Origin of the sequence: Paludibaculum fermentans (assembly GCF_051172195.1) — a bacterium.
Classification (GTDB): domain Bacteria; phylum Acidobacteriota; class Terriglobia; order Bryobacterales; family Bryobacteraceae; genus Paludibaculum; species Paludibaculum fermentans_A.
In genome coordinates, this window is record NZ_JBPJAQ010000001.1 from 3,484,607 (window position 1) to 3,497,012 (window position 12,406).

Below are 12,406 nucleotides of genomic sequence, written 5' to 3' on the forward strand. Positions count from 1 at the left end.
ACAGCGGCGCGATCCCACCGCCTTGCACCCTTAATGGGTATGCACGGCCAGAATCTCATAGCTCTGCATCGTGTACTCCACATGCTTCACCCGCAGCAGCGCCTCAAAATGCGGCACTCCGTCGCCCTGCTGTGGGAGCTTGGCCAGAACCTCCTGGAAGAGCCGGTCCGTCGTCACCAGATTGGCTGCCGCTTCGGTGCCCGACATCTCCTGTCCTGACAGGATCAGGATATTGCCCGTCTTGCTCGGGTTTGGCAGGAAGGCGACCACCGAGAACCGTTCCCCGATCCCCGTGCCCGCCTCCGGCAGTGAGAAAGAAACCGGTTCACCCCCCACCGGCCGGCGATTCTCCACCCTGACACTGCGCGTCTTCTCGTCATACACGAAATGGAAGTCCAGCGATTCGTCAAACAGGTCGACCCACGGCACCGCTCGCCGGGAACCCACCAGGATGTGGTTCCCTTTTTGGAAATTCCGCAGGTTCAGGTCACGCGAGTAAAGGACGGACGTGCGCGCCGGGTCAAGCACCCTCGCAGCCCACAACCGCTTCATCAACATAATGTCAGCCAGCGACGTGTAGCGCCTCTCCATCAGGTAACGCAGCACGTCCTTCTTCTCGGCCGAATACTCCGGCTTGTCCAACTCTGTCCGGTACCCGCGGCTGACGTACTCGCTCAAAAGGATAGGTCGGTGAAGGATATCCTGCACGGCGGAAAAGGCCGCATCCGCGATCACGATGGTCGTCTCCTGGCCCGCTGGTGCAAACGCAGACCAGAAACGGCGCAGCACGGCGCCTTCGATGGCGGGTTCGGTTCGGCGCACGGCCAGCCAGATACTCAGGCACCCCAGCAGCAGGCACGCTATCGACAGCAGTCGCACCGTCCAGCGGTGACCCGCCGCCTCCACTTGGACTGACGCCTCCGCGGCCGGTGGAACCACCGCCGCTGTCCGCTCCCGCAGCACCGGCTCGTAAGTCCCCTTGGCGATCTCCAGCACCACCGGCTCGTCCCGGCCTTCATCGCTGAAGTAACGTTCCAGCCGCTTCCTCAGTTGCGATGCCTGCACTCGCACCAGGGTGTCCTGCGCCGAGTCGTAATCCGCCGACCGCTGGAACACGTCAACCCCAATGTCGTGGTCCCGGATCTCCACCACCCCGTCCACCCAGCAGCGGTGGCAAAGATAGATCAGCAGGTCTCGTAACTTCGCTGATCTCTGCAGGGGCCCTGAGTTACACACCCGCTCCACTACCGCCCAGCGGTCATCCATTTCCGCCGGCAGGGCGAACTTGGACTTCTCGCGGAGTGGTGCATCCCTCAGCATATGAGGAATAGTAACACCTCATGCTTATGAACGAGTTGCAGAAACTCTTCGCGGAGAATTCGCGAGAATTCACTTGTTCCGGCCCTGCAGGCTGGCCATGATACCTGGAGTCAAGATTACTGTACAAGGGGCTCACCAAGATGCTGACGTCTAGACTTGTCTCGCTGGCGTTACTGTTCGCCACCCTCCTCTCCGCCCAACAGATCACAGGTACGGTTACCGGCATTGCCACTGACCCGAGCGGCGCCGGACTGCCCGGTGTCGTGGTCAAGCTCACCAATCTCCAAACCAATGTCGCCCGCGAAACGGCCACCGAGGCCAGCGGCGCCTTCTCCGTGCCCTTCCTGCCCGCAGCCTCTTACTCGCTGACGGCCACCGCCAAGGGCTTTCGCACCTTCCAGATCGACTCCTTTGTTCTCCAGGTCGGCCAGACCGCCCGCCTCGATCTCGCGCTCGAGATCGGTGACGTCACCCAGACCCTCAACGTCTCCGGGAACATCGTCGCTCTTCAAACCGAATCCACTTCCGTGGGCGCCGTCATTAGCGCCGAGAGCATCGTCGACCTGCCTCTCAACGGTCGCAACTTCATCCAACTCGCCCAGTTGATCCCCGGTGTGAACCCGGGCACGCCCGGCTCCATCTCTGTCCGCCGCGGCCGCGGTTCCATCGGTGAAACCTCTTCTGCCTTCGGCGGCACCGGCATGTCGGCCAACGGCGCCCGCGACACCAACAACCGCTTCTACCTCGACGGCGTCGAGTTCATGGACTACGATGCCTACACTTACCCCTTCGCCCTCTCCGTCGACTCACTCGCCGAGTTCCGCGTCGAAACCTCCACCTTCTCCGCCGAGTACGGCGGCTCCCCCGGCGGCCAGGTCTCCATCCTCACGCGCCGCGGCGGCAATCAGTTTCGAGGCACCCTGTGGGAGTTCAACCGCAACGACGCCCTCACCCAGACCTACGACGCCATCGCCAAGACCTCCGTTGCCAATCCCCGCCTGAACCGCAATCAGTACGGAGCCAACATCGGCGGTCCCGTGCTGCTGCCTAAGATTTACAACGGTAAAAACAAGACCTTCTTCTTCTTTAACTGGGAAAGCGGCCGCCTCGCCTCCGGCGCCACCGCCTCTTACCGCCTGGTTCCGCCCACCGCAATGCGGAATGGCGATTTCAGCGGCCTGCGCGATGCCCGCACCGGCCAGTCCCTCACCTTGAAAGACCCAATGGGCGCCGGCATCGTCAATAACCAGATCCCCAAGTCGCTCCTCAGCCCCCAGGCCGTCGCGTTCCTCAAGTTCACACCGGAACCCAATACCGCCGTCGGCACCCAGAACTTCATCAATTCTCCGAGGAGCGCCGTAGCCACCCAGGACAACTACACCTACCGTCTCGATCACAACCTCACTTCCAAGGACTCCCTGGCCTTCCGCTACGTCCTGAACTCCACCAAGGAAAAGGGCACGCCCTACTGGGGCAATGATGTGCGCGACAACGATGCCAGGACCCAGAACCTCGCCGGCACCTGGACCCGCATGTTCAGCCCCACCATCGTCAACGAAGCCCGCTTCGGCTGGAACGATATGACCGAGGACGAGATCTTTGGCACCACCAACAATCCGGCCTTCGACATCGCCGGCGCCATGAAGCTCCCGCTCGTCTCCCGCCTTCCCATTGACTTCGGCCCGCCCAGCATCTCCATCGCCAACGGCCTGGACGGCGGCTACAGCGTCTTCGACCTCCAGCGCCAGATCGGCCCCCGCGTCCGCGCCAATGCCGTCTACAACTTCAACGACATCGTCTCCATGCAGCGCGGCAAACATTTCATCAAGATCGGTGCCGACTTCGTCCGCCGCGGCTTCACCTTCGAGCAGGCCCGCAACGCCCGCGGCACCTTCCGCTTCGACGGCACCTACACCGGCTCCTCCCTGGCCGACTTCATGCTCGGCTACGTCAAGTACGCCGAAATCAACCCGGATCACACCAACACCGACCTGAAGGGCCTCTGGCAGAGCTACTTCGTCCAGGACGATTGGAAGGTCACCCCCAATCTCACCGTCAACCTCGGCCTCCGCTACGACTATCTCCAGCCCCTCTTCGACTCCCAGGGCCGCATGGCCAACATCGAACAGAACGGTGTCTACGTCACTAAGCTCGTAACGCCCTCCACGGCCAGCTACCCGCGCATGGTCAGCGGCGATAAGAACAATTTCGCCCCGCGCGTGGGCCTCGCCTGGCGCCCCACCTTCGTCAAGGACTTCGTCGTGCGCGCCGGCTATGGCGTCTACTACAACCACGTACACCCCAACGCCCCCTTCGGCATGACCGAATCCTCCCAGGCCAAGGGCAGCTACCAGGTCGACGGAGCGCCCGCCGGCAAGCCCACCGTCTTCTTCAACGACCCGTTCGCCAGCGCCCTCTCGCCCACACCCCAGTTGAATGCCGTGCCGTCCAACGATCCCAACTATCGCGACGCCTACATCCAGCAGTGGAACCTCACCCTCCAGAAGAAGCTCATCGGCGGCTTCGTCCTGGATACCGGCTATGTCGCCTCCAAGAGCACACGCCTCAGCGTCACCCTGCCATCCATGAACCGGCCTGACGTGCTGGTCGATCCCCGTACCCCCGGCCTCGCTTCCATCAACGCCCGCCGCCCCAACCAGGCTTTCCAGCGCTCCATCCAGGGCGACAAGTCCATCGGCAACTCCAACTACCATTCCCTTCAGGTGCGCGCCGACCGCCGCATGAGCCGCGGCCTCAACCTGCTCACCTCCTACACCTGGTCCAAGTGCCTCTCCGGTCCCAGTGACATCGGCGCCGACATCGGCGGCGGCTCCTTCATCGGCACCCTCCAGAACATCTACGACATGCGCGGCGAACACTCCCTCTGCGGCTTCGACGTCACCCAGCGCTTCGTGCAGTCCGTCGTCTACGACATCCCCTTCTTTACCGGAGCCCCCTCCGTCATGCGTTCCCTCCTCGGCGGTTGGCAGGCGTCGTCCATCGTCGTCGCGCAGAGCGGCTTCCCCGCCGAGGTCGCCTTCGGTGTCGATACCACCGGCACCGGCGTCGGCTCCCGTCCCGACATGGTCGCCGGTCAGCAGGCGAACCTCGACCCCGGCGAACGCAGCTACCAGCGCTGGTTCAACACCGCCGCTTTTGCGGAACCCGCCTTCGGCCGCTACGGCAATGCCCCCCGCACCGGCGCCATCCGCCTGCCCGGCCTCGTCAACGTCGATTTCTCGGTGAATAAGCAATTCCGCATCGGAGAAACTCGCCGCGCCGAACTCCGCACCGAGTTCTACAATCTCTTCAACCACTACAACATCCAGCCCGGCTCCGTCGACCGCGGCATCCGCTCCGTCAACTTCGGCAAAGTCGGCTCCGGCCTCCAGGGCCAGACCACCCGCGTCATCCAGCTCGGCGCGAAGTTTTACTTCTGAGAAATCTCACAGCGCCAGTCCAACGTATCCCTACGTTTACACCAGTGCCGGTTCTCTTCCTTCCTGAGGAGAACCGGCCTTTTTTATTGAATCCAAGCCGGCAATCTGATATTTATCGACCCTGGGCTGGGCAGTCTGTGTCAGAACTCCCGCTAGCCGTGCGGCGAGGGATTGCGAGCCCAGGGCGCGAAGAGCTGGCCGAACTAGTGCCGCCCAACCCGGCGGGTCGATTCATCCGATCCTAACGTCCTGTTGAAGCAGTCGTAACCTCCGGTTGGTAGCCTCCGGAAAAAGGTCTCATCCATCAAATGAAACAGAAACCACTCTTGCTGGTAGTGTCGCTACTGGCCTGCTCCACCGCGGCGTGGCCGCAAACCTCAACGGGGACCATCATCGGCACTGTCACCGACGGCAGCGGTGCCGTGGTTGCCGCCGCAAACGTCACAGTCACCAACATCGGCACCAGTTCCAAACTGGATGTCATCACCAACGCGGAAGGCGACTACACCGCTCCGCTCCTCCCACCCGGCGACTACTCCGTCGCCGTCTCCGCGCCCGGCTTCAAGGCCTTCTCCCAAACCGGCATCCGGGTTCAGATTCAACAACAGGCCCGCGTCGACGTCGCCCTCCAGGTCGGCGCGGTCAGTGAAAGCGTCCAGGTCAAAGGCGATGCCGCCGTGGTCGAGGCCACTTCCTCCTCCGTCGGCAAAGTCGTCGACAACAAACGCATCGCCGATCTGCCCCTCAACACGCGCAACGTCTACAGCCTCGTCAACCTCACACCCGGTCTGGCCGGCAGCATCGGTAACGCCCACAACGGCGTCAGCTTCAGCGTAAACGGCGCGCGCGGCGGCACTTTTGACGTCCTGGTCGACGGCTCCAGTGGCGCCTTCCCCACTGTGAACGGCTTCGCCGGTGTCTCCGTCTTTCCCTCCGTCGATGCCGTAGCCGAATTCAAATTGCAGGCCCAGAACTTCCCCGCCGAGTTCGGCCGCAGCATGACCGCCGTCCTCAATCTCCTCTACAAATCCGGCGGCAACAACTTCCACGGCGGCGCCTTCGAGTTCCTCCGCAACTCCGTGCTCGACGCCAACAACTACTACGCCAACCAGCGCGGCGTCGGCCTCTCCAGCTTCAAGCGCAATCAGTTTGGAGGCAACCTCGGCGGCCCCATCCTGCGCAACAAACTCTTCTTCCTCACCGCCTTCGAAGGCCTGCGGGAACGCAGCTTCTCTGAACGCCTCACCACCGTCCCCACCACTCTGGAGCGCGCCGGCGACTTCTCCCAGACCCGCGCCACCGCCACCCAGGGCATCACCATCTTCGACCCGTTCACAACACGCGCCAACCCGTCCGGCTCCGGTTCCCTCCGCGACGCCTTCCCCGGCAACCTCATCCCTTCCAATCGCTGGGACGCCGTCGCCCGCAACGTCATCAAGTACTACCCCACGCCCAACCTGGCCGGCGACTCCATCGGGCGCAACAACTTCTACAACACCGGTTCCGCGCAGTTCAATACCGACAACTTCGACGTCCGCGTCGATCACAACCTCACTGACCGCCAGCGCCTCTTCGGCCGCTTCTCCTATCGCCGCTACTTCAACGGACCGCCCCAGCTCTTCCCCGGCGCCACCGGCATCGCCGAAGGCCGCATCAATAACAACGACTTCGGCCGCAACGCCGTGGTGGACTACACCAACACCGTCACGCCCACAGCCCTCCTCAACCTGCGCGTGTCCTTCGCCCGCAACCGCTTCCTCTACGACAACCAGGGCCTCGACTTCGTTCCCTCCAGCCTGGGTTTGCCCACCGCCCTCGATTCCGCCGTCGACCGCCTCATGTTTCCCCGCTTCGACGTCAGCACCCAAACCTCCCTCGGCGGCGGCGACCATCGCCAGAGCGGCTTCAATAACTACGGCCTGGCCGGCAGCTTCACGAAACTCTCCGGCAACCACACCCTCAAGGCCGGTTATGAAGGACGCATGCTCCGCATCAACGTCTGGGAAGCGCGTGCCGCCGGTACCTTCGGCTTCACCGCGGCCATGACGCAGGGACCCAACCCCGCGGTCAGCAGCTCCTCCGCCGGCTTCGGCTTCGCCTCATTCCTCCTCGGCGCCGGCACCAGCGGCAACTTCTACCAGAACTGGAAAAACGTCGCCGCCAACAGCTTCTACAACGCCTTCTACATCCAGGACGACTGGCGCATCACCCGCAAACTCACCCTCAATCTCGGCCTCCGCTACGACTTCGACACCCCGCGCACCGAACGCTTCAATCGCATGAGCTGGTTCGATCCTTCGCTGGCGTCACCCCTCGCCAACGTGAACGGCTACTCGAATCTCACCGGAGCGCTCCGCTTCGTCGGAGCCGACGGCAACGGCCGCTCGCAGTACTCCGGCGACTACAACAACTTCGCACCCCGCCTGGGCCTGGCCTACCAGATCAACAACAAGACCGCGGTCCGCGCCGGCTTCGCCCAGCTCTTTGGACCCAGCACCCTCGCCGCCCAGGGCACCGTCGGCCCCTACGGCTTCCGCGTGGAAACCAGCTGGATCACCAGCCTCGATGGCTTCACGCCCCTGAACCTCCTCAACAACCCGTTCCCCGGCGGCTTCCCTCCGGTACCGGGCTCCTCCCTCGGCGCCCGCACGGCCCTGGGCAGCAACCTCGACGCGCCCCTCAGCAACACCAACACTCCTTACACACTGCAGTACAACCTCACCCTGCAGCACGAACTCCCAGGAGCCGTTCTCCTCGAAGTGGCCTTTGTCGGCAACCGCGGACGCCAGCTCTCTCGAGGCGGCGAAGGCGGTTTCACCCTGAACCAGCTCAACCCGTCCTACCTGAGCCTGGGCTCGCAGCTCAATCAACTCGTCGACAACCCGTTCTTCGGACAGCCGAATGTCGGTGGAGTCATCGCCAACCGCCAGGTCGCCCGGGCCCAACTGCTGCGGCCTTATCCGCAGTACGGCAGCATCTATCCCTTGTTCTCCCAGGGCGCCACCTCCGACTACAACGCCCTCCAGACCACCTTCAGCAAACGTTACGCAAAAGGCATCACGTTCGAAGGCAGCTATACCTGGGCCAAGGCGATCGACACCGGCACCAGCTATCAGGACAGCTACAACGTGCTCGGCAGCCGCAGCATCTCCAGCGTCGACGTGCCCCACCGCCTGGTCTTCGGCGGAGTCTATGAACTGCCCGTCGGTCGCGGCCGCCGCTTCGGCACAGGCATGTCTCGCACCTTCGACGCCCTCATCGGCGGCTGGCAGGTGAACGGCATCTACACGCTCCAGTCCGGCAACCCGCTCGGCATCAGCGCCAGCGGCACCGCGGCCCTGTTCAGCGAGGCGTCCCGAGCCAACAACAACGGCCAGCGCGCCTCCCTCAGCGGAGACGCCCACGCCCGCCTGGACCGCTGGTTCGACACCAGCGTCTTCAGCCAGCCCGCGCCCTACACCCTCGGCAACCTGAGCCCGCTCATCGCCGACCTCCGCAACCACCACACCAACAACCTCGATCTCTCCGTCTTCAAGCAGTTCAAGCTGACGGAGAAGTTCTCCCTGCAATTCCGGGCGGAAGCCTTCAACTCACTGAACCGAGTCCGCTTCGCCAGCCCGAACACCAACGTCAATGGCGGAGCAAACTTCGGCCGGGTCACGGCCCAGGCCAACGACCCCCGGCAACTGCAGTTCGGACTCAAGCTGCTCTTCTAGAGCGCCGCAACCTCATCCGCCGCCAAAGGGAGCAGCCCGCGCTGCTCCCTTTGTCCTGGTCCTCCGCGACGAAAGCGAATCCAAACGCCATGAACCACGACCGCAAGGAACTGGCCCCCACCGCGTTGCGAACCACGACCGTAAGGAAGTGGTCCCCCCCCGCGTCGCGAACCGCGACTGGCAAGGAGCGGGCCCCCGCCACACACTGCCGGAACCCCAAACGGAGCCGCGAATGTAAATGAGCGGATAGACCACCGCAAAACGCCAATCAACGGTGCGACCCTCTACCCGCGCGCCGTCAGTGGAGCAACCCCACCCACCCGCATTACAGTAGAGGGATGCCCAAAATCCTGATCGTCACCGGCGACGCCGGCGAGTCCTACGAAGCACTCTATGCCGTGCACCGGTTCCAGGAGGAGAACTGGGACGCGGTCGTCGCCGCTCCCTCCAAACGCCGCCTCCACCTCGTCATGCACGACTTCGAGCCCGGCTGGGACACCTATGTCGAACGCCCCGGCTACGGCCTCGAATCCGACGTGACCTTCAACGAGGTCCGCGTCTCCGACTACGCCGCCATCCTCCTCCTCGGCGGCCGGGCGCCCGAGTACCTCCGCAACGACGCCAAGCTCCTCGACATCGTGCGCGAGTTCGACGCAGCGGGCAAGTGGATCTTCTCCATCTGCCACGGCATCCAGATCCTCGTCGCGGCCGGCCTGGCGCAAGGCAAACGCCTCACCTGCTACGAGCACGTTCGCTTCGAGGCCGAGCAGGGCGGCGGAACCTTCGTCAACCAGCAGGCCGTCCGCGATGGCCGCATCATCTCCGCCCAAACCTGGCAATCCCATCCCGATTTCTACCGCGAGATCTTCGCGCAGTTGGCCGCCAAGCCCGATGCCGCTTGATCCTGAAGTCGCGGCCCTGCTGGAGCGCCAGAAGGGCCAACCCCCTCGCTCTTCGCTCAGCGTCGCCGATACGCGCCAAAGGCTGCGCGACGCCGGAGCCCTCGCCGGGCCGCCGCCGTCCCTGGCACTCGTGGAAGACCTCCACTTGCCAGGCCTGCCGCCAGCCCGGCACTACAGCCCCACCACCGAGGCAGGCCAGCCGGTAGTCCTGTTCTTCCACGGTGGTCGCTTCTTCAGCGGCGATCTCGAAAGCCACGACACCGTCTGCCGCCTGCTGGCGATCTCCGCCGCCTGCCGTGTGATCGCGGTCGATTACCGCCTCGCCCCCGAGCACCCCTTTCCCGCCGCCGCCGAGGACGCCTGCCGCGCCCTGCAATGGGCCTCGGACCAGGGAGTGCCGGTCGCCATAGCCGGTGACAGCGCCGGAGCCAATCTGGCCGCCGTAGCCGCCCTGGCCCACCCCACCCCGGCCCTGCGCTGCCAGGTCCTCATCTATCCCATGCTCGACCCGCAAGGCAGTTCGCCCTCCTATGCCGAGTACGCCGATGGCTACGGCCCCGGAGCCATCGACATGCAGCGAGGCTGGACCCTCTACCTGCCGCCAGGCACAAACCCGCGCGATCCCCTGGCATCGCCCCTCTATGCCGCGGACACTTCAGGCCAGCCGCCAGCACTCATCCTCACGGCCGAATGCGACACGTTGCGAGACGAAGGCGAAGCCTATGCGAGCAAGCTGATCGAGTCCGGAAACCCAGTGCAACTGCGCCGCTACCCCGGCACCATCCACGGCTTCTTCACCATGCCCGGAACCCTAAGCGTCGCCCGAGAGGCAATCCACGACGTCGCCGCCTTCCTCCGTCTCCACCTCGGCCCGGCGCACTAACTGGCCGTAACAACCCAGCCGCATCCACACTCCGCACATTGTGGGGCGAGATTCATCTTGCGCGGGGGTTCACCCCCGCTCCTTACACCGGAATTTGCCGGCGCATACTCGAGAATCCAGGAGTAACGCCCATTTGGACCGCCCATCCCGAGGACCGGAGTCTTTTCCCCCATCACCTGCTGAACTGCTCACGGTAGAGTCTCGGAGATACCCCGATCTCTTCCGTAAACGCCCGGCGCATCACTTCCGCTCCCCCAAATCCGCAGGCTCCGGCGATCTCCTCCAGCCCACGGCCACTCTGTTCGAGCAGTCTTCGAGCCGCCTCGACCCTCGCGCGTCGAACATAGAGCGCCGGTGTAGTCCCGAACTTCGACGTGAAGACTCTCGCGAAGTTCCTCTGGCTCATGGCGACCTTTTCTGCCAACCGGCTCACCGTCAGGTCAGAGGCGAGATGGTCCGCGATCCACGACTGCAGTGCAAGCAGCGGCTGTGGCGGCGGAGCCTGTGCCTCCAGGGCTACGCTGAACTGCGACTGGCCGCCCGGCCGCCTCAGGAACACGACAAGATATCTCGCGATGGTCAACGCCAGCGCGCCGCCCAGATCCTCCTCCACCAAAGCCAGGGCGAGGTCGATGCCCGCTGTGACCCCGGCCGATGTGTAAACCTTCCCGTCCCTGATCCAGATCGGCTTGGGATTGACGTCGATCTGCGGGTAGCGTTCTGCCAAATCGTTCGCAAACCGCCAGTGCGTAGCCACCTGCTTCCGATCGAGCAGCCCCGCCGGTGCCAGCACGAAGGCCCCCGTGCAAATGGATCCGATCCGCCGGACCCTGGTGCTCATGTGATTCAGCCACGCGCACAATCGCTTGTCGTCTAGGAAACTCTGCGCGCCCGGCCCTCCTGCAACCAGGAGAGTATCCACGGGCTGTTGCACTTTCGTGTAGTGACAGTCCGCCAGCATCCGCCCGCCGCAACTGCCCTCGATGATTCGATTCCGCGACGAAGAAGCCAGCGTGATCCGATATGCTGCCGAGGCCGATTCACTCTTCGCCGCAAAGGAGAACACGGTCATCGGGCCGATCACATCCAATTCCAGGGCCGGAGGGATCGCCAGGATGACAATGTGTCGCATTGGCCGAAAACGTGGTGTTTTTGTCTGAACTGTCATTCGAGTTCCACCTATGATCGTAGCGGAGACTCACATGCCATCCATCAGACACATCGCACTTCTTTGCGGGATCGCCGGAATCCTGTCGGCGCAGCCCGCGAAGACGGACGCACCACGCAAGGTCGCCTTCCTCATTGCACCAGGCGCCGTGATGATCGATTTTACTGGCCCCTGGGAAGTCTTTCAGGATGTCGACATGGCTGGCTCCACCATGGATAACCGCAAGGGCGCCTTTGAGCTGTTTACCGTGGCCGAATCCGCCTCACCCATCAGGGTTTCCGGCGGAATGCAGATCGTTCCTGATTACACGTTCCAGAACGCGCCTCAGCCCGATATCATCGTCGTGCCTGCCCTGCATACCTCGAAACCGATGCTGCAGTGGCTCCGCACCGCAAGCCGGAAAGCCGAGCTGACGATGTCCGTCTGCGCCGGTGCATTCGCTATGGCCGAAGCAGGACTGCTCGAAGGAAAACCGGCCACAATCCACCATATGTTTTTCGATGGCTTTGCCGCGAGGTTCCCCAAGGTCGAACTCAAACGCGGCGTTCGCTTCGTCGATGCGGGACAGGTTGCCTCCGCCGCCGGGCTTACCTCCGGCATTGATCTGGCCCTTCACGTTGTCGAGCGTTTTCACGGACGGGACGTCGCGGCCAAAACAGCCGACATGTTGGAGCACGAATCTCTCAGTTGGCAGAATCCGGAGCAAACCATGGACGCCCGCTGGCTGCGCGCGGGCACGCCCTCCGGAGGCCAGGTGGATGTAGTCTGCGGCATGAATATACCTGCGGAAACAAAAATCACCCTGTCTCATCGAGGCAAGACCTATCATTTCTGCAGCGAACAATGTAAGCGCAGTTTCTCCGAGTCACCCGGCCAGTTCGTGAAGTAATTCGGCAACCGCCTGCGTCGGATTTGTGACGCCGAAGCGCACGTCAGGATCGGGCTATCAGCGTTCGCCCTTCTCTACGGCCAGCAAA

Annotated in this window: 7 protein-coding genes; 5 read left to right on the forward strand and 2 right to left on the reverse strand. The window is 63.5% G+C overall.

What is annotated here, in order from left to right; translation table 11 throughout:
* Positions 1–30: 30 nt before the first annotated feature.
* Complete coding sequence (locus ACR9Y2_RS14235; RefSeq protein ID WP_435042010.1) at positions 31–1,320, reverse strand: hypothetical protein; 1,290 nt, start codon at positions 1,318–1,320, stop codon at positions 31–33.
* 140 nt (positions 1,321–1,460) lie between these two features.
* Here ACR9Y2_RS14235 and ACR9Y2_RS14240 point away from each other — a divergent pair, with 140 nt between their 5' ends.
* From ACR9Y2_RS14240 to ACR9Y2_RS14255, 4 genes are all read left to right on the forward strand, one after another.
* Positions 1,461–4,760, forward strand: a complete 3,300-nt coding sequence (locus tag ACR9Y2_RS14240; RefSeq protein WP_435042011.1) for a TonB-dependent receptor domain-containing protein — start codon at positions 1,461–1,463, stop codon at positions 4,758–4,760.
* 308 nt (positions 4,761–5,068) lie between these two features.
* Complete coding sequence (locus tag ACR9Y2_RS14245) at positions 5,069–8,476, forward strand: TonB-dependent receptor domain-containing protein (protein WP_435042012.1); 3,408 nt, start codon at positions 5,069–5,071, stop codon at positions 8,474–8,476.
* Positions 8,477–8,814: 338 nt separating this feature from the next.
* A complete protein-coding gene (locus tag ACR9Y2_RS14250; protein WP_435042014.1) occupies positions 8,815–9,378 on the forward strand; it encodes a DJ-1/PfpI family protein in 564 nt (187 codons plus the stop codon).
* Entirely contained in the window at positions 9,368–10,261 is an 894-nt protein-coding gene (locus ACR9Y2_RS14255; RefSeq protein WP_435042015.1) for an alpha/beta hydrolase, read from the forward strand. The genes ACR9Y2_RS14250 and ACR9Y2_RS14255 overlap by 11 nt, the downstream gene beginning before the upstream one ends.
* Positions 10,262–10,433: 172 nt before the next feature.
* Here the strand turns inward: ACR9Y2_RS14255 and ACR9Y2_RS14260 are convergent, their stop codons facing one another.
* Positions 10,434–11,393, reverse strand: a complete 960-nt coding sequence (locus tag ACR9Y2_RS14260) for a GlxA family transcriptional regulator (protein ID WP_435042017.1) — start codon at positions 11,391–11,393, stop codon at positions 10,434–10,436.
* 70 nt (positions 11,394–11,463) lie between these two features.
* Between ACR9Y2_RS14260 and ACR9Y2_RS14265 the strand changes: the two genes are divergently transcribed.
* Entirely contained in the window at positions 11,464–12,318 is an 855-nt protein-coding gene (locus tag ACR9Y2_RS14265; protein WP_435042018.1) for a DJ-1/PfpI family protein, read from the forward strand.
* Positions 12,319–12,406 lie beyond the last annotated feature (88 nt).

What these genes read in the sequence shown, in the direction of transcription:
- ACR9Y2_RS14235 (WP_435042010.1), bottom strand. Translation starts at nt 1,320, where the DNA reads ATGCTGAGGGATGCACCACTCCGCGAGAAGTCCAAGTTCGCCCTGCCG.
- ACR9Y2_RS14255 (WP_435042015.1), top strand. Translation starts at nt 9,368, where the DNA reads ATGCCGCTTGATCCTGAAGTCGCGGCCCTGCTGGAGCGCCAGAAGGGC.
- ACR9Y2_RS14260 (WP_435042017.1), bottom strand. Translation starts at nt 11,393, where the DNA reads ATGCGACACATTGTCATCCTGGCGATCCCTCCGGCCCTGGAATTGGAT.
- ACR9Y2_RS14240 (WP_435042011.1), top strand. Translation starts at nt 1,461, where the DNA reads ATGCTGACGTCTAGACTTGTCTCGCTGGCGTTACTGTTCGCCACCCTC.
- ACR9Y2_RS14245 (WP_435042012.1), top strand. Translation starts at nt 5,069, where the DNA reads ATGAAACAGAAACCACTCTTGCTGGTAGTGTCGCTACTGGCCTGCTCC.
- ACR9Y2_RS14250 (WP_435042014.1), top strand. Translation starts at nt 8,815, where the DNA reads ATGCCCAAAATCCTGATCGTCACCGGCGACGCCGGCGAGTCCTACGAA.
- ACR9Y2_RS14265 (WP_435042018.1), top strand. Translation starts at nt 11,464, where the DNA reads ATGCCATCCATCAGACACATCGCACTTCTTTGCGGGATCGCCGGAATC.